Consider the following 21,496-nt stretch of genomic DNA (forward strand, 5'->3'; position numbering starts at 1 on the left):
CGCTTTTGAAACACATTGGATGGCGTATTAACAAACACTAGCGTTTATCAAACACACCTCGCTTAACGTAGCAAAGAATGATGATGCTAAACAGAACAGGCGCAATCGCAATTCCAATCCATAGATACATACTATTCATGAAGCCTCCTTAGCAAGTACGATTAGTAATCAGTATGTCGGATTGACCAAAGATTGCAAGGAGGTCTGTTTTTGAACGGATAAAAACGGTCTTGCTAGTGTTGCTGTGGGGTATAGGATATAAGAATGTTAAGATTAAAACGTTGTTCAACCAACTAACGAGAAACCATGATGAAAATTGTGAAAGTCGATGACAGTAATACGCATGTGTATGCCAATCTCTATCAAGGATATGCGGCAGAGTTTTCTAGAATTATTGACGATATGCCTGATAAGAACGGCGTGTTTGAAATCTACCCTAAGCTAGAGGGTAACGTGACAGGCTACTTACTATATATCGATGATGTACCTGCAGCCCTTACAGCGATAGAAGATAAATCCCTCAAAGAATACGAAATTTGTGATTTTTACGTCGTGCCATATTTTCGTAAAAATAAAGTTGGTAAGCGATTCATCACAAATCTGTTCGAAAAGCTAGGCGGGTCATGGGAAATTAAACAGGTCGCAGGCGCTGACCATGCCATTAACTTTTGGAGAGAGGTGGTAGGCGATTATACATCAAACCACTTTGTTGAAGATAAGTACGAAGACAAAAAGTGGGGACTCGTGACAAGGCAACGATTTGGTCATGATGATAAGGGAAATGATTAACAATTGAATCTGAAAGGCTTGAGTGAAGTGATCAATCGTTGAAATTCACTCCTGTTTTTCCCCTAGGAATGTTGTTAACCATAGCTAATGATTTTTACGTTCGATATTTGAACTGACTAAGCTAGATACTACGACTGCCATATAAAAAACACCGGCAACCGATTCTAAATATACTAGTGTTTTCGCAATTGGAGTTACAGGACTTATATCTCCATAACCCAAAGTAGTTAAGGTTACAAAGCTAAAGTAGGCACTATTAGAGAAATTATCTTCCCATTTCGCCGCTACTAAGCCATGGAATGCATTAGGATCTATTTCTAACACTATTAGGTATGCTACGGTCCACATTAATCCAAGTAATATAAACAACGCTACCGAACCAATAAGTTTATTATTGTCGATTTTACCTGAGAATAGTATCTGCCTTACTAATGATTGGAAAGTACCGTAAAAGAAAATAAAGGTAAGAATGAGCGTTAATATGCTCATTTTTTCTATATGAAGAGCATGTTGAACCACAATAGTAATAAGCCATATTAAGGTTAGTCCCCTTAAAAAGTGAGTCCATTTACGGTCAAAATGCAAACTAAAAAAGCAAAGAATAAATATAAAAATGATAACTCCTTGCATAACGTAAACTACTGCGTTATCTCGTAATAACTGAACCAAGGAGGCTGAAATTAGCAACATGACTAATGCCAACGTCAAATAGACAAAATTATTTTTCGTACTGATTTTTTTTAACATCATAATCCGATCTCTTTTACTTTTTCATTATATACTTGTATAGTTTAAAAATATGTTCGAAATCATATTTCTCAATAATCACTTATTACAATGGTTTAGCTATACTTAAGCACATTTTCGTTAATCCTGAACGTAAGGTATAAACGTGGACATAAAAGTAAAAGATTCATTGATTGGTGGTGCGATTAACGGCGTGATAAATGCTTATATCGCTAGCTTTCATTTTCAAGGAATGGAAACTGTTCCTATGTCACTTAACATGATCACTAACTCTGAAGTCACCGTGTGGGGACAAGCCATCTCGCTGACATTTGGCTTAGGTATTATTCTATCGTTGATCACGTCAAAATTATTCATTAGTAAACTAAAGCGCTCTCACCCAAAGAATATCAATCAACTACAAACTGGATTTTGGACTCATCTTCTACCAATTGCGTTAAAACAATCTGCTGCATTGTTTGGTTGGTTTGTTGCTCTTGCTGTTATCTGGACTAAATTCGTTGGAGAGGTCTTAGTTTCATCATCTACTGCAGTTGTGCTTGTAGGCATGTTTGCTTTTATCATTACAATTGCAGTAGAAGTAAGAACTAAGAAAAGTATCATCTATAAAAAGATCAATTTACTGGATTAATTTCAGTAAGAGCGGATAGGAAAATAAAATGTCAGAAAACAAAAGCGAAACGAGTTCTGGACAAAACGATAAAAAAATAAACCAAGCTCGCTCATTTACTTACTACACATTTGCTTTAGTCGCAGCTCTGTGGTTATACACATTGTGGGCAGACAGAATGACGCCAATGACTGATGAAGCACGTGTGAATGGGCAATTAATCCGTATTAGCCCCGAAGTCTCTGGTCCGCTTTCAGAAGTTCATGTCGTTAACAATAGCTTAGTTAAGGCAGGAGACCCACTTGTCACGATAGACCCACACCCATTTGATTTAGCAGTCAAAGCGGCAAAGTTTGATCTTCAACAAGCCGCACAATCTTATGAAGCTGACTCAGCTGCTATTAATGTAGCAAAAGCCAACGAAGTTGCAGCTCGTGTTAAAGTCAACAATGCCAAGAAGAATGTTGAACGTAATCGCGTGTTGGCGAAAAGAGGAACGATAAGTCAGGCTACTATGGATAATTTCATAGCAGAACTGGAGACGGCACAAGCAGGCTTAGCTCAAGCATCTTCTGCATTAGATAAAGCCAAACAGGAGTTCGGGCCTCGAGATATCGCTAACCCTGAAATTCAATCCGCGCTGAACAAACAAGAGAAGGCGTTGCTTAACCTCAACTACACGAAAATTATTGCGCCTGCAGATGGTGTGATCACGAATATGAATGTAGCGGTTGGTGATTACGCAACTACAGGACAACCTTTACTCACTTTCATTAGCAACAAAACCTTATGGCTTACCGCCATGGTAAGGGAAAACTCCCTTAGCTATTTGAAATCTGGTGATAAAGTTAAAATTGTATTCGATGCAATTCCTGGTGAAGTGTTTGAAGGAAAAATATCTTCTATCGGTTGGGGAAGCAGTGGAAATGGTAGTCTTTCAGAGGATGCTAGCAACGGATTAATGAACTCACCAACAAGCAGCTCAAAAGCACAACGCTTTCCCGTTAATATTGAGTTTGAGCAATTACCAGCGAATCTTGACTTAAGATATGGTGGACGTGCTGTCGTTGGTTTTTATCCAGATGAAAGTTACCTTGGTGAAAGACTTCTAGATATTTGGGTTTGGGCATGGAGTTACATTAGTTATGTATCGTAGTGCCGCTAACCCTATTATCAGAGTTGCGGTATTCCCAGTACTATTACTATTTTGGCAATACGTATTTGGAACAGATTTGCCTTTACTAGCTCCGGCTATGTGTGCAGTCTTCCTTACCACTACTCATGAGCCTCCTCCTCTAATAATGGTATTTTTGATGGGGGGGATACTTTTCGTTACCGCTTGGTTTCAGGCGGTGATGAGTGAACTTCTCGTTGATTACCTGCATGTATATTATCTGTTTTTGTTTGGTATCTTTTATTGGTGCATGGAGCGCACGAAGAAGAATTCTCAAGATGTGCTAGCAATCTTACTTATCGTCTCTACAGCGATGATTGCCGTTTTTACGCAACAAAAAGGTATTAGCGTTGAACAAATTCCCATGGCGCTGCTTACCAATATTTTTATTGCTGGTTTCACTGCGTACTTGGCATATTTCTTGTTCCCTGGTGGTGACCCACTTGCAGCGGCGAGTGCGACACCTATAGCATCGACGACACAATACTTGTTAGATTGGCAAACTATGCTTAAAACTATCATTGTGATGATAATGATGGTGTGTACGATTCAACTAAATTTGGAGCAAAGTACCATCATCACCATCATTGTCGCGCTAATCGTTAAAGATCCCGACCCGAGTATAGGAAAAGATTACGGTTTAAGAAGATTACTGACCACCTATGCAAGTGTTCTATTTGCAATTCCTCCTCTAATCATGAGTGTATTACAAGCTAATCTTGTAGGAACTCTAGGAGTGGCAATTGTGAGTTCTTTGTTTATGGGAATCCATGCTGTCAAGAAGAAAGCGAGCTATAATTCGATTCAGTTATTGTATTCTAGCTATGTCGTTTTAGTTTTCTATGGCATTACTTCAACCAGTATAAACGCTATCTCTGATGATTTAGTTCGTTTTACCTCGGTCTTTGCGGCAGTCTTAATAGGGATCATGAGTTTGATTATCTTATACCCGAAACCTAGAAATTAATATTAGGAAAACCAAGCTTAGGCATAAGTCTGCTTGGTTTTTATTATGGGGTAACTCGATCAAAGTAATTACACTTTGTGTACGAATTTAAGAGGCCTGAATCGTCAGCCTCTTTTTTCGTGATCTAACGCACAAACAAGGATTGTGGTTGTGAACGTTGTACTTCTATTACGATCTATCCGTTACTTCTTCATAAGATAACTGGCAACCGCTTGATACGCTGGCAATGACGTTGGATCTATCTTTGAGTTCGAGGCCGAAGGAAAAGATGAGAAGCGAACAATAACCATTTCAGCGGTCGGATCAACATATATAGTCTGCCCATGAACACCGCGAGCCGCAAAAGCACCATGATCGTTGTGCATAACCCACCACATGCTGCGATAACTGCCACCTTCAAGTGTTTTGTATCCAGCCTTTTCAAATGCTTTTTTATCTCCACCTGCCTGTATGTTTGTTACCACCTTTTTTGGGAACAACTGTTGGCCATTGATTTCCCCACCATTCAACATCAATAGACCAATTCGCCCTAGGTCACGTAGACCAGCGCTAAGGCCGCCACCCGCGAAAGGAACACCCTTGGCATCCACCGTCATATACCCATCTTGCTCTGCACCCATTTTCAACCAGATCCGCTCCGACAGTAAGGTCGCCATATCCTTTCCGGTGACTTTGGATATGATCCAACCTAATGTATCCGAATTAACGGTTTTGTAGCCGAAAGCCTCACCATGACTAATAGAGTCCTTTTTAACCGTTTGTAGATACTCGAAATAACCGTTAGGGCCATCATAATCTTTTGCTTTTGGCAACGGACTCGCGGCCTTTGAATAAACCCAGATATCTGCGTTTGGATCAGCATAGTTTTCACTGTACTTTAGTGAAGTAGTCATATCCATGACTTGCCTCACCGTGGCGCTAGCAAACGCGCTGCCTTTGAGTTCTGGGACAATGGTCTCGACTTTCGCATTAGGATCCAGTTTTCCTTCGACAACAAGAATTTCAGCAAGCAGGCCGGTGAGGGATTTGGTCATCGACATCGCGGCGTGCTTTCCCATATCGTTAAGACAGCCAGAATAGGTCTCGTATACAATCTTACCCTTGTGAAGAATGAGCATACCATCGGTGTAATTCGCCGATAACGAATCTTTCCAACTCATTGTTTTTTCGCTACCTAACGGTTTGAACTTCACCTCATCGATAGCGCTATCCAGTGCATAGGTCATTGGAACCGGCGCGCCTATTCCTCTACTGACTTCTTTCGTCGGCATCAATTCACGAATATGGCAAACGGTCCAGCGCATCTTTGGAAAACTGAAAAAGTCCGACTCTGGCTGCATGATGAGCTTATCATCAGGGACTGGAAATCCCTGCATCCAACCAAGCTTGATAGGGTTGGATTCGCTAGCGCTCAGAACAGACGCTCCCTCCCCACTCGCTGAGATGAATGGCGAAAAAGTGGCGGCGAATGCTGCGAGGGTGGCTGCAGCTTTAGTAGTTGAAGACGACATTAATGAATCCTCCTTTCCAATTTGGGGCATATCCTCCTGCGGCACTTTTGATGCCCTCACCAGGAATAGAGATGCTTAATGCTCTTTATCTAACGGTATAATAGATAATCATAAAGAATCGACCTGCATGCAGTGACCTTTATCTTATACATTATAAGCAATAGCATAGGAATCGTTTATAAAAGAGAATAATAGCTAACAAGTTAGCCTGCATAAGCGCATTAAGTCGTATCTCAATCACACCCAAAAACGTCCATGATAACTTTATTGATTCTTTTCTTATAAACGCGTTGTGACGTACATTGCGACAAATCGTATTCGATGCAATTCTTGGTGGGGTGTTTGGAGGAAAATATCTTCTATCGGTTGGGGAAGCAGTGGTAATGATAGTCTTTTAGAGGTTTTGTTTGTTGGTACGCTTGCTCTATGGTTTTTACTAACCACTGGTTGAGAGCTGCATCACGGTGACTTGATGGGTGACAAGCCACGAGTTTGATGTTGCATTCGAACTTATCAAGAGCGAAGTGCTTAAAACCGTCTAGTTTTGGAAAGTAGGGAAGTGGAGTGACACAATCGGTATTTTCTATGCAGCTTAAGAAAGCATTAAGGTCTTCAAACTTAAATTGAATACGGTGCACAATTCCTTCACGCATTAAATGTTGAGAGAAGTTAATGTACTCCGAATTCCAGCCATTAACACGTAAGATGGCTAGTGGTGATTGCAATGCTTCTTCAAGGTTCGTTGCAGGGTGGTCTTTCCTTGCATATAGAGAGAATTGGTTTTCTCCAATCACTTTTTGTTTGATCTCTTTTGAGCAAAGGTCACTCCAAAACCCAACGGCAACGTGCACTTTTTCAGCAAGCAAATCTTGGTAAGTGGATGCTTGGCGATTAATGAAACTGAAGGTGGCTCTAGGGGCGTCTTTGGCCAACATTTGCATTAAGTGCGGTTGAAAAATGTCTTGTAGAGCCGCATTAATCGCAATCACTATCTCACCCTGAAACTCTTTAGGGTCAAACTTCTCGTTGGCAAAAGCCATTTGAATATCACTTCTTACCGCTTTGAGTTTTCGCTCTAGCATGATGGCATAAGGCGTTGGTGAGAGGCCTGACGATTTACGGATAAACAACTGATCGCCCGTTTCATCACGTAGTTTTTGTAAGCTTTTTGATAGGGCGCTTGGCGTTTTTCCTAGTCGCTTCGCCGCCGTACTGATGTTTTGAGTTTCTGCGATAGTAAGAAAGACTCGAATCAGGTTTAGATCAAAATTGGTACTTAGCATGGTGTTTCAAGAAGTGAAATTGATGGCGGGTATTGTACTGCTATCTTTTGTGCCAGAGCTTATCGTATATCAATATATGCTGTCTTGATGAAATAAGGCCAAGCTACGAGATGTAAGCTTGGCCTTATTTTATGATTAATTTGCGTCTTTCTGGCGTTTATCCATTTTGGCGATCAGCACGACAGAGAGAATGAGCGTTGCATAGAATGCGATGTACCAAATCATAACGAATCCTTACTTGTCCGTGAGTTGAGGGCCGCGGCGAATCAGCCACGCGATATAGAGACTAAGGCTAGAGAACAGCACCGTCGTGATCATGACAAGCGTACCGATAGGGAAGCCAGCCGACTGCCCGTTTTGGTAGTTACCCCCACCAGTAAAGGTTGGAAGAACTTCGTAAATGATCCAAGGCTGACGGCCCACTTCTGACAGTGCCCAACCGACCAAATACGCCACCAATGCCATTGGAAGTGCAAGCATAGAAAACTTAACCATCCAAGGTGAAGCGGTATCAAGCGAGTTTTTGTAACTCTTCACAGACCAGTAAGCAAACACGCCTGTCAGCAGAATCCCTAAGCCAACCATAATGCGGAAGCTAAAGAATAAGAAAGTGACGTTTGTCATGGTGTCTTTGGCGGCATTTTTTATATCCGCATCGGTTGCAGACAAAATGTCGTCGGTGTATTTGCCTAGCAGGTAAGCAAAGCCAAGATCTTTATGGTGCGCAAGCAGACGTTGCTCCGCTTCTTGGTTAGAGCGGTCTTGCTGGTATTCCTGCATGGCTTGGTAGGCAATCATACCGTTACGTACACGTTGCTCGTTCTCGTTGAGTAGCTGTTTGATGCCTTTAATCGGGTTCTCTTCATCACTACCTAATAGAAAGCCAAGAATGTAGGGTACGGAAATCTCATACTTGTTGGTCATCTCTTCCATATCAGGAATCGCAAACAGCACCAAGTGTGGGTCTGCATCTGTTTCCCATAGGGCTTCAAGCTGAGCCAGTTTCATCGGCTGAGTTTCTGCCACCGCTCTGCCTTGTTCATCGCCAGCGACCGCCAAAAATAGAGATAGCAGTAGACCGCTGACCGAAGCAATAAGTACCGTCTTTTGTACGAAGAACGCATGCTTTTTACGTAGCAAAAAGTAGCAGCTCATGCTTAACACAGCAGCAATACCGACAATGTAGGTGGCGGCAAAGTTATGGGCAAAACGTAGTGCTGTCATTGGCTGGAAGAAGTAAGCAGAGAAGCTGTCACGAACATACATCAAAGTATCTAAATCGAATGATGATGTGGTGTGAGGCGCATGCATCCAACCATTGACTGCAATAGCAGAAGATTCCGCAATCGCAGGCATCAGAGGTAAGATCCAAGTCGCGACCACATGTATTTTAGGCGGCAGTCGCTTCCATCCTGCTTGGCTGGTGATAAACGCGATCAGAGTGACAACGATCAAGGTTGATGGAATACGGCCAGTGAGATCTTCAGGATCGAGCACTTTGACGTAACTCCACCATACCGTCCAATCATCAGAAAACGGTGGTGTCGCAATGCCTAAAAATATGATCACAATAAAAGTCGGTAACAGCATTTTGCTGATGTACATTGCGGATGTTTTGTAGTCGATACGACCTGTTGTTACATAGAGTGTTTCGAGGATTGCTGCGACTAAAGCGGCACCTAGATAAATAGGCACCCACACGTGGTGGGATGTCATACTAAATGCAAACTCTAAACGAGCATTATCGACAAGATCGATATAGTCCATCTTTAATACCTACAGAGATAATTAAGAGTATTTAATTTAATTCGAAAAATTAAATAGGTTTGTTGTTTTTTCGGTGTTTATAAAAGCTAATTAGGCAGGCAATAAATAAAATTATTTCAACGCCTAATATCAGAGAGATAGTTTGATTTGGAATACCATCCACAATAAAGCTTGTTATTCGACCCAAAGAAAAGCTGAAGTAAATTGCTAACGACAATATGTATATATTGTTTAACTGCTTGTTCATGACCGCACCAGAGGTGATAAACAGGCCGCAGAGCAAGATGAACGCGCCTACTCCTCTAAACTCACTCGCTTTGTCTACTGAGTAGGTGAAAGTGACGGCTGAATTAAAGTCAAAGAACTCAAAGGGGGAGGCCAGCATTCCCATTCCTACATAGGAAACGACTATTCCTGCGATTAAGAGAGTTTTATTCATAAACATACTCCAATGAATTTATTGGAATATTAACAGGGCTAATTTGCCTGAGAGGAAAATCAGTTTTTCCTTATGTATAACCATTATTTTCGCCAAGATATACCTATCCGTACTTCTGGCTTCAAGAAATAGATTGGGCTGTTGAAATATAGCTAAGGCGAAAATATGCTTTTAACTTCTCAGTGTTTTAATCAAAAAGTGAAAAAGACCATGCATGTCATGGCAAAGCCTATTGGGGCAAAGTGCAATCTCGATTGCCAATACTGCTATTATCTCAGCAAAGAAGATCTCTTAGCCAGCCGCCCAGGTGCTTGCGATCAAATGGACGAAGCGAGCCTAGAGGCCTACATTAAGCAGTATTTTGCTGCTCACAATGCACCCCAAGTTAATTTTTCATGGCAGGGTGGTGAGCCAACCATGTTGGGATTAGATTACTTTCGCAACATCGTCAGATTGCAGAAAAAATATTGTCCTGATGGTGTAGAAGTACTCAACGATTTACAAACTAACGGCACGTTACTCAATGATGAGTGGTGTCGATTCTTAGCAAAACATCAGTTTCTTGTTGGTATCAGTATTGATGGTGACGAGATGCTACACAATACCTATCGTACCAATCGCGCAGGACGAGGAACTTGGCAGCAAGTCATGCGAGCGATTGAGCTACTCAAACAACATCAAGTTCCATTTTGCACTTTAACTTGCGTGAATCGCCTGACGAGTCAATCGCCGTTGGAGGTGTACCGTTTTCTGCGTGATGTTGTGCAATCGCCAATGATTCAGTTTATCCCAATCGTTGAGCCAAAAACCTTTCGTACACATTCACCGCAGTCAAGTCATTGTGTTCAAGGGGAGCCTCGCTTGTCGCCCTCTCACCCAGATTCCATTGTCGAGCATTGGTCTGTTGAAGCGAAAGATTGGGGTGAGTTCCTAAAAGCAGTATTTGACGAGTGGTATCAGCACGATGTTGGCCGCGTCTATGTGCAATATTTTGAAGCCTTCTTTGCTACGTGGATGGGAGAACCAAACCCACTTTGCACTTTAGGCGAACTGTGTGGCAAAGGTTTAGCGATAGAACCTAACGGTGATGTGTATCGCTGTGACCACTTTGTCTATCCCGACTATTTGGCAGGAAACATCCATCAATCTTCACTTGATAAGATGGCGTTTAGTGCTGATCAGCAAGCCTTTGGCTATGCCAAAAGTAAGTCGTTAACCGCTCAATGCCGAGCATGCCCTTATCAATTTGCATGCTTTGGTGAGTGCCCAAAAAATCGCATTATTTCGTCATCTTCAGGCGAGAGCGGTCACAACTACTTATGTGAAGGATGGTATGACTTTTTCCGTCACATTGATGAAAAACTTGCCCATCTTCTGCGAGTTAACTCACTTCCAGTGAAACACGGTCAATTCAAAACAAACAAATCTTAAATTAGAAAGGTAGAACTCTATGCGTAAAAAATTAGTCGCGCTCTCGGTTGCGGGGGCGCTCGGTGTCGCTCATTCCGCCCAAGCTGCTGAGAAGCCAAACGTACTGTTCTTAATGGTAGATAACTGGGGCTGGGGCGATATCTCTAGCCAAGGCGGTCAAATCCCAACACCAGAGATTGATAAAGTGGCAGAAGAGGGAATCCGTTTCCTTAACTACAACGTTCAAAACCAATGTACCCCTAGCCGCGCTGCCATGCACACAGGTCGCCTACCGATTCGTTCTGGCACGTACAAGGTGCCAATTCTAAAAGGTGCGGCTGATGGTCTCGCGCCTTGGGAATACACCATTGCAGAAATGCTCAGTGACGATGGTTACAAAACGGCTTTGTATGGTAAATGGCACATCGGTTCTGTCGACGGCCGCTTGCCAATCGATCAAGGTTATGACGATTGGTATGGCTATCGAGGTGGCTCGGATGAAGCTGGCTATACAAACAGCAAAGACTTTGACTCTAGCGTAGCTGAGATTCCTTACATTTGGCAGGGCGAGAAAGGTGGCAAGCCTGAGAAAGTGAAAGAGTTCAATCTCGATACCAAAAAGGGAATGGATGCAGAGCTGGTGGATAAAACTATTGAGTTCATCAAGCAAAGTGTCAGCCAAGACAAACCTTTTTATACCTATGTTGGCTTTACCACTTTCCACTCTCCTTACACCGTTTCTGATGAGTTTAAAGGTAAGTCGAAACTCGGTACTTATGCCGATACTCAGTTAGAGCTTGATCATAATATTGGCCGATTGATGGCTGCGCTGAAACAAAGCGGGCAGCTTGATAACACCATCGTCATCATTGCTGGCGACAACGGCTCAGGCAACATTGTTGAAGGCAACATCTTAAAACCAGGTGAAGAGCCTTTAGGTAGTAATGGCCCATGGCGAGGTGGTTTAAGTACCGCTTTTGAAGGGGGCATGCGTACACCTGCAATGGTACGTTACGGAGATAAAGTGCAAGCAGGACAAGTGACCGACGAAATCATGTCTGATCTGGACTGGTTCAGCACTCTAGCGCATTTGACAGGTAATGAAGACAAAATTCCAACCGATCGTCCTATCGACTCGATTGACCAGAGTGACTTCATTTTAGGTAACAGCGATACATCTAACCGCAACTATGTGCTGACGTACGTAAACGATGAGCTGTTTGCGGTGAAATGGAACAACTACAAGATGCATTTCAAAGTTGCTTATGAGACCCACGGCCGATTTGAAACGCTTACTTTTCCTTTGATTTACGATCTTGAGCGTGATCCGGGTGAACAATACGAGATCTGGGCCAACGAGGGTTACCAACACTCATGGTTGGTACAGCCTATTGGCAAGATCATCGCTGAAACTGCTCGCTCAATGCACCAGTTCCCGAACATCCCAACTGGGGCTGACTTCAAAGGTTACAACGCCAAGAAGTAACGAAGCTGACCACCTTTTTAACTTCCATGACCGCTAGTGGATAGCGGTCATGCCCATAATGACATTCAAATATTAAGAATAAAGCAGATGAAACTAACAAAAACCTTGATGTGCGCAGCACTAGGACTTTCTTTTCAAGCGGCAGCGGCGGATTACATTCGACTTGAAAGTGGCGTTAACCGAGACATTTACAAATTAGAGACCGAAGTGAAGATGACGGATTCTGTCGCTGGTATCTTTAGTGTTGAAGGCAACAAAGAGACCGCAGGGTTAGAGTACAATCTAGCAACGGCTTACGGTAAGTATCGTATGCCTTTGTCTGAGAAAATGAGCGCAGAGTTTGACTTCGGTTTAGCGTATGAATCTATGGGTGATAAGTATGCGGTTATTGCCAAGCAATTAGGTCTTTCTGATGATTTTAAGACAGAAGCCGGCGCAATTTGGGGTGGTGCAACGCTTAACTATCTTGTTTTACCAAACTTTATGACCACCTTTGATTTAATGGCAACGCAAGATGTGGTTAACGAAACCATTATCGGCATGTACCGTGCACGTGCGAAGTTTGTCTACCAACCTATTAAGAACCTCAACCTAGTGTACCGCACAGGTCTAAACTACGCTCAAAACGATATCACTAGAGATGTGGTGAAAGCGGGTCATTTGGTGTCAGACAGCTATCTTGTCAGCCACGAGTTTTATGTGGGATACATGGGCGAATCTGGCCTAGAGCCGTATCTGATGCTTAAAGATATGGAAAATGAAGCGAGCTACGATGTAATACTTGGCTTCTACTATCGTTTTAAATAAATCATAGTGTCACCAGTTAACGTATGAGGTGATTATGTCACCTCTAACTAAGTGGGCAAAGAGAAGCGAACTTCCTTTGGATAGTCATGGGAGTTTTGTAGAAAAACAGGGGTGGCAATACGTGTGTAGTACACGCCAGAAGCCAGTTTTTTCTAAGAATAAGTGGCGGAGAGATAGGGATTTGAACCCTAGGTACGCTATTAACGTACGCCGGTTTTCAAGACCGGTGCTTTCAACCACTCAGCCATCTCTCCGTTGTTGCGGCGTATATTAGGGGGTGTTCGGCTCGTTGTAAAGTACTGATTTGCACAAAAAGTTTCGTTCGCTTGTTTTATGTGCAAGTTGCACTTACTTGCGATACTAAAAGTACCGAAGAAAATATGCTGAACGTCTCAATTTATAGAGTTTTTGCTTTATATTGTACATAGTTAATAAAATGGTGTTTTATTTTTATATCATTGAAATTAAAGGATTTAAGCTGTTTGGGGGTACACATGTACGCCCGAAAGTATTTGCAACATAGTGTGAACTGATTCAAAATTAACTGGTATAGCCAGTTGTGCTTAATTCATTTAAGGGTACATATGAAAGTCACGAATCTATTTAAAGACAAAGTTGGTGCGATCTCAACACATCAATCAGAGTTTATGAATTGGATGTCTCCAACGTTACGCGACTATTGGAGTGATTTTCTAGGTAAAGCTCAAGGCAGCTTTTTGTTCTCTAAAGTGCGCGATCACCAACAGCCAGCTGTTAATGAAGAAGTGATCCCACAGCCTGAACCAATCGTCTTAAAGCCAGAAGCTCAAGTGCTTTTTGATGAGTTAAACGAAAAAATTGGTGAAGTCATTCACGTAGGTGAGTGGGTTCATGTATCTCAAGATCGTATCAACCAGTTTGGTGCCGTTACGGAAGATATGCAGTGGATCCATACTGATCCTGAGCGAGCGGCGACAGAATCCCCATTTAAAACAACGATTGCGCATGGCTTCCTGACGCTAGCATTGTTACCTAAATTGACAGATTCAGTTGACGCAGAAAAGCCAATGTTCCCAACGGCTAAGCTTGTAGTGAACTTAGGTTTGAACCAAGTGCGTTTTCCATACCCAGTAAAAGCGGGTAACAACGTTCGTGCATCAAGTACGTTAACTAAAATTACTCCAATTAAGAAAGGGTTGGAGATTGAGCGTGAAATCAAAGTGGAAATTGAAGGCATTCGTCGCCCAGGTGCGGTGGTCGTATCAGTGATTCAATTACACTTTTAAGTAAAAGTTTCGATGAAAAAGAGAGCCAGATTAGGCTCTCTTTTTTATGTGTTGAATTTACTGGTTAAAATTTTTGGCTGGAGTGTAACCATAATCAGCAATGGCTTTTTGACCGCTTTCCGATTTCAGGAATTGAACGAAGCCTTTGCCTGCTGCATCAAGCCCATCAACTTTATATATAATTAAGAAAGGCCTTGCTAATTTGTATTTGTGGTTTGCGATATTATTAGCAGATGGCTCTGTGCCCTCAAACTGAACGGCTTTCACTGATCGATCTACGGAACCTACAGATATAAAGCCTATCGCGTGAGGGTTATGGTTTACGATGGTTTTCACCATACTGTTGCTATTCACCACTAGATTGTTCGGGTTAATGTCAGAAACTAATCGATCATTAATAATGGTAGTCAGACCAAGCAAGCTTTCAAAACTGTAGCGTGAGCCCGAAGAGGCTTCTCGAGTCACAACGGCGATAGGCTGCTCATTCCCCCCAACTTGTTTCCAGTTAGTGACTTTGCCTTTATAAATATCGTATAGCTGTTGCTCTGTTAAGTTTGTTACCGTATTTGTACGATTAACCACTACGGCAAGACCGTCAAAAGCGATAGGGAAAACGTTCAAATCTTCACCTTTTTCACTCTCTGTCAAATATCGTGAGCTCATACCTAACTCGACGATGCCTTTGTTTACCATCATGATACCTGCACTGGAGCCAATGCCTTGTACTGCAATATAATCATCAGGATGGGACTTGTTGTACTCTTCTGCCAATACATCCATCACACGTGCAACGGAAGTCGAGCCAGAGATATTGACTTCTTTTGCTACTGCGGCTGGAAGAGTGAGGGCCATGGCTAAGATTGATGCCATAGTAATGCGTAACATATTGAACTCCATATACGATAATTTGCAGCGCTCATCATATTTCGTTCAAGTTACACTTTTGTGAATGTTTGCAATGCGATTTGAAATTGGTATCGCTAACAAGCGATGAGCAAATGTAAAGAGGTGACGCAGTTAGCTTTTCGGCAACAAATGGAATGGTATTCTATTGGGGAGTAATAAGATTCATATCTGTTTATCGTTAGGCTGAGTGCATTGTCTCACATGCTTTTAGGTTTTAGTGGTTTGATATCAATAAATTATAAATCGCTTACGTAGTACAGTAGCTGAGCTGCTTTTGCGGAAATACACACGTTGAGGCGACTTGGGTATATACTAAGAACAGTATAGGAGTAGGTAAATGTCGGTATCACAAATGGCGATGAGCCGTCTGCACAAGTTGGTCGAATCGCTATGTTCGAGACGAAATGTCAATTTACCCATCGAGCAGGGGAAGTGCTTATACACTCCTATTGAGGGAGGGGTTGAGCTGTTCCATGCTCATTTTCTTCTTGATTCCCAGCACAGTGAATACACATCTCCCATTGCTAAGATTTTATTTGATATAGAAAAGCAGATTTGGTGCTTCTATGTACCCACAGAGTTTGGTGAAGAAATTCACTGGATACCTTATAAAACCCTTCCATTTAGCTCATCACTAGAGACGCTTTTAAATGAGTTAGAAAGCGATCCACACGCCTGTTTTTGGCAATAGTGCGCTTTATTGTTTGCTAATCTGACTCCGAAATTCTTTTGGAGTGATGCTATAGATGGATTTAAATGCAGTACTAAAATGTGCAGCGCTCTTAAATCCGGATTCAAATGCAATTTGTGTAATGGATTTTGGTGAAACCCGAAGTTGCGTAGCGGCGTGATTGATGCGTTTCACTTTTAGTATGTGGGAAAAAGAGAGGTTTTCTGCAGCAAGCCTACGTTTTAGTGTCGCAATCGACATGGTCATGTACGTCGCTAAACTTTCCAACGTGATGTCTTTTTCTATGTTCGCTTCTATGTATTGTATTGCTTTTTGGGAAGCGGTCAGAGTGCAGGCATCACTGATGATCGATAGTATGTTTGGTTCTACCCTTACCATTAGTGACAGTAAAGCGAGTGCGATGTGTGCCTGAGCATATTGAGGGTCTTGATTGTCAGAAAGTGCAATGAGCGTATCTTTCAACTCTGCAATTTGACTATGTTCAGAGGCTGAAAATGGATAGAAGCGTCGCTCAGTCGATTCGAGTACGAGATCGGGGTGGGCTGCTTTAAATTGGCTAAAAAGATTGATATCAAACACGATGGCGAGCGCTTTGAATGGACCAGGTTGAGCTTCTGCGCTATTGAGATCGGATGAGTTATAAAGCGTGAAATCGCCAGATGTTAGTTCAAACTGTTCGCCGTTAGGTTGGTTTACGGTGAGTGCACCAGTTTCGACCACGTAAATTCCGTAATGAGTGGATGGGTAGCGCTCACTTTTACGAGCGGAGAAATGATTAAAGTGAATGATCTCAATGTTCAGCATAGTTATTCTTATTTCTGATTACGTATAAAAAAGGCGCTCATTTGAGCGCCTTTTCACCTTAATCGGTATTATTCACTAACAGGTTCTTCTGTTTGTGTTGCTGCTACATCAGCAAATACCTCGGTAGGCTTTGCAACTAAACTGCGGTTTTCTTGGTTCACATCTGTTAAAACGATCTCCAGCGTGTCACCCAGTTTGTATACCACTTCTTTATCGATAGAGATGGTACCGTTGTCGCCGTTACACTCAATTCTTTCTTTATTATCAAGGATTAGGCTGCCCGGAATAAAGGCTGCAGCACCATTTTCGAGAAGTCGAACACGTGCGCCCGCTCGATTAATATCAAAAATCTCACCAGTGAAACAAGTTTGCTTTGCTGGTTCCTCGGCTAATGTGCGAGCGTATAGCCAATCAGACACGTTTCGTTCGGCAATTTTGTGGTGCTTACGGTGTAGAGCAAGTTCTTCACCCACTTGGTCATCGGGTTTTTGAATTGGCTCTTTGCCAAGAATGACCGCTTTTAGCATACGGTGGTTGATCATATCGCCGTATTTACGAATTGGCGAAGTCCAGGTCGCGTAAATATCTAAGCCCATAGCGTAGTGAGGTAGAGGTTGATTTCCAACTTCACTGTACGTTTGGAATTTGCGAATGCGGTTGTCTAGGTAAGCCGTTTCTTGTTCGCCTAACCAACGACGCAATGCTGCAAAACCCTCTAATGTAGAGATCGATTCAACTGTAAAGTCAGTTGCACCCGATTGAGTTACGAGCTCTACAACTTCTTCAAGTTTTTCTGCTTTGATGCCTGCATGAGTGTTAAACACGCCTGTGTCGAAATTGTCACGAAGGATGCGGCCTGCACAGATGTTAGCAGTGATCATCGATTCTTCAACCAGACGGTTTGCACAACGACGCATGTCCGCGTGAATAGCTACAACATCGTTGTCTTCGCTTAGTTCAAAACGGTAGTCTGGGCGATCTGGGAATACAACCGCGTTCTTCTCACGCCAATCTGCGCGCGCAAGAGAGAAGTCGTATAGATCACGAACAATCACTGCGATTTCTTCGCTTGGTTGCCACGCATCACAATGACCGTTTTCGAGCCAATCTGAAACGTTATTGTATGCAAGACGCGCGTGTGATTTGATGTTTGCCGCAAAGAATTTGATATCATCGCCAATGACGCCGTCTTTGCTCACCGTGACGGTGCAGCAAATAGCTGGTCGAATTTCACCTTCAATCAGGGAACATAGGTGATCGGCAAGGTCACGCGGTAGCATAGGGATGTTGCGGCCAGGCAGATAAATCGTGTATCCACGTTCGCGTGCTACTTTGTCCATCTCATCTTCTGGTGTGATGTACGCGGTTGGATCGGCAATCGCAATGGTAAGCTCAAAGTCACCCGATTCTGTTTTCTTCGCGTAAAGCGCGTCGTCCATGTCTTTGGTTGATTCACCATCGATAGTCACGAAAGGTACGTGAGTCATGTCAACGCGTTCTAAATCTGCATCGTCTTTCAGTTCCCAGTTCTCGATGCCCGCAGGCTCTGAATTAGGCAGATCATTTTGCGCAAGTGTCACCCACCAAGGTGCGATTTTGTCGTTCGCGTCGGTGATTTTTTCAGAGATCTCAACAAAGAATCCGTTATCATCTTTTAATGGATGGCGAATAAGATGTGCAACAACCCAATCACCCTCAGCAAAATTGTCAGGTTTGAGGCCTTTCTTTAGTTTTGCTTTTAAAGAGAGCTTTTTAAGCTGCGGATGGTCAGGAGCAACATTTAGTTTGCCTTTGAACATTTTTACTCGACCAATGAAGCGAGTAATAGATTGTTCTAGTAGTTCTTGAGGTTCAGCAACTTCGCGTTCTTTTTCTGTACGGATAATGGCAACCACTTTATCTCCGTGCATGCATTTTTTCATGTACACAGGCGGAATGAAGAAGCTAGTTTTGCTGTCTACTTCCAAAAAGCCAAAGCCTTTGTCTGTTGCTTTGATCGAACCTTCTTTTTTAGGCAGGTTTTCTTGAATTTGTTGCTTAAGCTGAGCTAATAGTGGGTTATCTTGAAACATCTTTAATTTCTATTTGGTTGTTTTCTAATGAATTTATTGTTATCCACAAAACTCCCCAAATTCGATCTCCAAACTAGAGGCAGAATGTAGAAAAGCGTTCAGCGATCGCAACAAATTTACAAAGAGTGTGGCTACCCCCTCATTTTACTTGGCATAGGGAGGATTGTATAGTGCAGCAATGCCGAATGCAGTATTGATTTTGGCTATCAAGAGGCGGATAACTAGAAGTCAATGCGTTAGTTTAAGCTTCCATATTTGTTTTAAGCTTCCCTATTTGTTTGCTACCGTCACTCATGAAAGTAAAGTCTGTTTCTTAAACGACCCGTTGTAATCTCACTGACCAACACACCTCGAGAGTTAGAACGTATAAAATCAAAAATAGTGAATTGGATATCTATAGTGGCAGTGATTCCTATGAAATTTGAATAATTCATTAATAAATTGAGCTTATATGGTAATGACGTCCTTATACCAAAGGGACATAATGCCAAAGCAAAATCTTATATACTTACCATTTAAAATTATACCATTCGATATGACCTAATCATTTGTTTTCGTAAATTTCATATAAATATATATTGCTAAAAGTTAAGATTTTTAGAGGTTGGCTTAATTGAGCAGAATGTACATTATAGTGAAATTGTAATTTTCCTTGGTAGGGAAAAGGTTTGAATATAGCTTCTTTCGCTATGTTTATTTTTAATGACTGCTTTTTAATTAGAGTGTCAAATCTCAATAACTATATAGGTAAATATTCTATGGGTAGCACGATAGTCAAACTTTCTCGAAATACGGAAAATGCACCAATTAGTCAAGAGTCAACACAAAGCGTTGCATTTTCACACTATAACAATATTTCAGCTCAGCTCCCGATAGATGCTCAAACTGGTTTACTCGTCGATGGCTGTATTGAGGCTCAGATCAAACAATGTCTTTTAAATATAAAGCGCATTGTAGAAAGTATCGATCATGTAATGGATGATGTGGTTAAAATCAATGTATTCCTTACTAATATCGCTGACCTCGAAGTTTTAGATAAAGTGTATTCAACTTTCTTTTCGACGCTAGTTCCAACACGTAGCGTAGTTGCTATTCATGCTCTGCCTCTAGAGGGGGCTTTGGTGCAAATGGATGCCCTGATCTCAAACGGTGAGGGGACGACTCCACAAAAACCATGTGATTTAATCAAGCTATCTCGTAATACAGAAAAGGCACCACTGAGCCATATTTCTTCTCAAACCGTTGCGTTTTCTCATTACAACAATATTTCTGCTCAACTGCCAATTGAACCATCTACAGGAAATATTATTTCGGGTGACATCAAGCAGCAAACAGCACAATGTTTGACGAATATTAAATCTGTTCTTGAAAGTATAGATGTTCCCTTTGATGATATTGTTAAGATAACAATCTATCTTAAAGATTTAGCCGATATGAAAGACGTAAATGAAACATACAGTACGTTTTTCCCTGATTCAGCCATCGCAAGAACGGTTGCTTATGTTCCCGCGCGTAGCGTAGTGGTTGCTTCAGCCTTACCTATGGGCGCATCGATTCAAATTGATGCGGTTGTTTCACATGGTGATGGCACGCCACCGCAAGCAGTGGAAGACCGACATGGTATTGTGATTAAGGCAAATAACACGCTAAATGCCCCGATGGACGGACTTTCTACACAAACGGTGGCATTCTCTCATTACAATCATATCTCAGCACAATTGCCAATTGATGCTACGACAAATCAATTGATTGATGGGGGAGTAAAGGAGCAAGCTGAGAAGTGTTTGAATAATATTAAGTCTATTTTGGAAAGTATTAACCATGAAATGGACGATTTGGTTAAGGTGAACATTCAAGTAAAAGATATCGCGCATTTGGCAACGATTGATGATGTGTACAAGATGTTTTTTAATGGTGAGCTACCTGCGAGAACCGTTATTGGAGTTTCAGAAATCGCGATGGGGGCTGATGTACAAATTGATGCGATTGCGTCAAATGCAGGAGGTACACCACCACAACGCTAGTCTATATTAACAGATCTCTCGTTTCTATATTAATATCGACTCGGGATAAGAAAGTCTACACGGCTTAGATTATCCTGATTTGAGATTATAGTAAGAAGCCATTACTCTTTTTGTCAGAGTGATGGCTTTTCTGTTTTTATGGCGTGGACGTTTTTGAGGGGAGAGTTTTGGGCTGTATTAAGGTGAACTTTTAAGGAATGCTCGTCTCCGGTTGATAAATAACATCGATAATTTGAATGGTTTTCCTTTTACCATTTGGTAAAGCCCAATCTATCGACTGACCTATCTTTAAGCCCAATAGAGCCATCCCAATGGGGGCTAAAATAGAAATGTGTTGGTTACTATTCACTTGATGTGGGTAGACGAGAATCTTCTCTATAACGTCGTCCTCATCAGTAAATTTAAACGATACGGTAGAGTTCATGGTCACTATATTATTTTTTATCTCATGTGGGCTAACGATTTCTGCACGATTGATTTCATCTTCTAACTGCGTCATATCTTCTGTTAATGTTGGCATATTATCGAGTAGGGATGATATATGTTGATAGTCTACAGTAGTGATGGTGATTGATTTAGGCATGGTAATTTCCCAAACATAACGTTTATTTACTAGTTGAAGAACTGGTATATATGCTTTGTGTAGAATCTGCTACGATCAAGGTATGATAATTGAAGTGTTGATGCTAAATTTGAAACAAAATGCATTTATTTATGAACAAAGCCCCGAGTACGGGGCTTTTA

The 21,496-nt window shown here is 41.9% G+C and carries 19 protein-coding genes and 1 tRNA gene; 10 read left to right on the forward strand and 10 right to left on the reverse strand.

The window, feature by feature from the left end:
• Positions 1-309: 309 nt before the first annotated feature.
• Positions 310-789: a GNAT family N-acetyltransferase gene (locus KHN78_RS15405; RefSeq protein ID WP_211918829.1), complete on the forward strand. Its 480-nt coding sequence runs from the start codon at positions 310-312 to the stop codon at positions 787-789.
• Between the two features lie 84 nt (positions 790-873).
• Here the strand turns inward: KHN78_RS15405 and KHN78_RS15410 are convergent, their stop codons facing one another.
• Positions 874-1,539 carry a potassium channel family protein gene (locus tag KHN78_RS15410; protein ID WP_211916926.1) on the reverse strand — a complete coding sequence of 222 codons (666 nt, stop codon included), beginning with the start codon at positions 1,537-1,539 and terminating at the stop codon, positions 874-876.
• Between the two features lie 142 nt (positions 1,540-1,681).
• On the opposite strand from KHN78_RS15410, the gene KHN78_RS15415 reads away from it, so the two are divergent.
• From KHN78_RS15415 to KHN78_RS15425, 3 genes are read left to right on the forward strand one after another with little or no spacing between them, the layout of a single operon-like run.
• Positions 1,682-2,167, forward strand: a complete 486-nt coding sequence (locus tag KHN78_RS15415) for a permease (RefSeq protein WP_211916928.1) — start codon at positions 1,682-1,684, stop codon at positions 2,165-2,167.
• Between the two features lie 28 nt (positions 2,168-2,195).
• Positions 2,196-3,302, forward strand: a complete 1,107-nt coding sequence (locus KHN78_RS15420) for an HlyD family secretion protein (protein ID WP_211916930.1) — start codon at positions 2,196-2,198, stop codon at positions 3,300-3,302.
• On the forward strand, positions 3,292-4,287 hold the full coding sequence (locus KHN78_RS15425) for a DUF2955 domain-containing protein (RefSeq protein ID WP_128813060.1): 996 nt from the start codon (positions 3,292-3,294) through the stop codon (positions 4,285-4,287). The genes KHN78_RS15420 and KHN78_RS15425 overlap by 11 nt, the downstream gene beginning before the upstream one ends.
• A gap of 182 nt (positions 4,288-4,469) precedes the next feature.
• Here the strand turns inward: KHN78_RS15425 and KHN78_RS15430 are convergent, their stop codons facing one another.
• From KHN78_RS15430 to KHN78_RS15445, 4 genes are all read right to left on the reverse strand, one after another.
• The gene (locus KHN78_RS15430; protein WP_223917810.1) at positions 4,470-5,798 is read right to left on the reverse strand and encodes a serine hydrolase domain-containing protein; all 1,329 of its coding nucleotides are present in this window, start codon (positions 5,796-5,798) and stop codon (positions 4,470-4,472) included.
• A gap of 359 nt (positions 5,799-6,157) precedes the next feature.
• The gene (locus tag KHN78_RS15435) at positions 6,158-7,081 is read right to left on the reverse strand and encodes a LysR family transcriptional regulator (RefSeq protein ID WP_211916932.1); all 924 of its coding nucleotides are present in this window, start codon (positions 7,079-7,081) and stop codon (positions 6,158-6,160) included.
• Between the two features lie 234 nt (positions 7,082-7,315).
• Positions 7,316-8,848, reverse strand: coding sequence for a cytochrome ubiquinol oxidase subunit I (locus tag KHN78_RS15440; protein WP_211916934.1), 1,533 nt, complete (start codon positions 8,846-8,848; stop codon positions 7,316-7,318).
• Positions 8,849-8,897: 49 nt separating this feature from the next.
• A complete protein-coding gene (locus KHN78_RS15445) occupies positions 8,898-9,287 on the reverse strand; it encodes a DUF4345 domain-containing protein (RefSeq protein ID WP_211916936.1) in 390 nt (129 codons plus the stop codon).
• Between the two features lie 165 nt (positions 9,288-9,452).
• On the opposite strand from KHN78_RS15445, the gene KHN78_RS15450 reads away from it, so the two are divergent.
• The 3 genes from KHN78_RS15450 to KHN78_RS15460 all read left to right on the forward strand — a co-directional run bounded on the left by KHN78_RS15450 (position 9,453) and on the right by KHN78_RS15460 (position 12,990).
• Positions 9,453-10,718, forward strand: coding sequence for an anaerobic sulfatase maturase (locus KHN78_RS15450; protein WP_211916938.1), 1,266 nt, complete (start codon positions 9,453-9,455; stop codon positions 10,716-10,718).
• A 19-nt stretch (positions 10,719-10,737) separates the two neighbouring features.
• The gene (locus KHN78_RS15455; protein WP_211916940.1) at positions 10,738-12,183 is read left to right on the forward strand and encodes an arylsulfatase; all 1,446 of its coding nucleotides are present in this window, start codon (positions 10,738-10,740) and stop codon (positions 12,181-12,183) included.
• Between the two features lie 87 nt (positions 12,184-12,270).
• The gene (locus KHN78_RS15460) at positions 12,271-12,990 is read left to right on the forward strand and encodes a hypothetical protein (RefSeq protein ID WP_211916942.1); all 720 of its coding nucleotides are present in this window, start codon (positions 12,271-12,273) and stop codon (positions 12,988-12,990) included.
• 163 nt (positions 12,991-13,153) lie between these two features.
• On the opposite strand, the gene KHN78_RS15465 is transcribed toward KHN78_RS15460, so the two are convergent.
• A tRNA-Ser gene (locus tag KHN78_RS15465) sits at positions 13,154-13,244 on the reverse strand.
• Between the two features lie 330 nt (positions 13,245-13,574).
• Here KHN78_RS15465 and KHN78_RS15470 point away from each other — a divergent pair.
• Entirely contained in the window at positions 13,575-14,255 is a 681-nt protein-coding gene (locus KHN78_RS15470) for a MaoC family dehydratase (RefSeq protein ID WP_211916944.1), read from the forward strand.
• Positions 14,256-14,312: 57 nt separating this feature from the next.
• Here the strand turns inward: KHN78_RS15470 and KHN78_RS15475 are convergent, their stop codons facing one another.
• Entirely contained in the window at positions 14,313-15,140 is an 828-nt protein-coding gene (locus KHN78_RS15475) for a phosphate ABC transporter substrate-binding protein (protein WP_211916946.1), read from the reverse strand.
• Between the two features lie 358 nt (positions 15,141-15,498).
• Between KHN78_RS15475 and KHN78_RS15480 the strand changes: the two genes are divergently transcribed.
• Positions 15,499-15,852 (forward strand): DUF3024 domain-containing protein, encoded by a 354-nt coding sequence (locus KHN78_RS15480; RefSeq protein ID WP_211916948.1) that lies wholly within the window; start codon positions 15,499-15,501, stop codon positions 15,850-15,852.
• A 6-nt stretch (positions 15,853-15,858) separates the two neighbouring features.
• Here KHN78_RS15480 and KHN78_RS15485 read toward each other — a convergent pair whose 3' ends face one another.
• Positions 15,859-16,656: a helix-turn-helix transcriptional regulator gene (locus KHN78_RS15485; RefSeq protein ID WP_211916950.1), complete on the reverse strand. Its 798-nt coding sequence runs from the start codon at positions 16,654-16,656 to the stop codon at positions 15,859-15,861.
• A 68-nt stretch (positions 16,657-16,724) separates the two neighbouring features.
• Positions 16,725-18,728 (reverse strand): exoribonuclease II, encoded by a 2,004-nt coding sequence (rnb, locus tag KHN78_RS15490; protein ID WP_211916952.1) that lies wholly within the window; start codon positions 18,726-18,728, stop codon positions 16,725-16,727.
• A 758-nt stretch (positions 18,729-19,486) separates the two neighbouring features.
• On the opposite strand from rnb, the gene KHN78_RS15495 reads away from it, so the two are divergent.
• Complete coding sequence (locus KHN78_RS15495; RefSeq protein ID WP_211918833.1) at positions 19,487-20,752, forward strand: RidA family protein; 1,266 nt, start codon at positions 19,487-19,489, stop codon at positions 20,750-20,752.
• Between the two features lie 190 nt (positions 20,753-20,942).
• Here KHN78_RS15495 and rnk read toward each other — a convergent pair whose 3' ends face one another.
• Positions 20,943-21,335, reverse strand: coding sequence for a nucleoside diphosphate kinase regulator (rnk, locus tag KHN78_RS15500; protein ID WP_211916954.1), 393 nt, complete (start codon positions 21,333-21,335; stop codon positions 20,943-20,945).
• Positions 21,336-21,496 lie beyond the last annotated feature (161 nt).

Origin of the sequence: Vibrio sp. B1REV9, from assembly GCF_905175395.2 — a bacterium.
Classification (GTDB): domain Bacteria; phylum Pseudomonadota; class Gammaproteobacteria; order Enterobacterales; family Vibrionaceae; genus Vibrio; species Vibrio alfacsensis.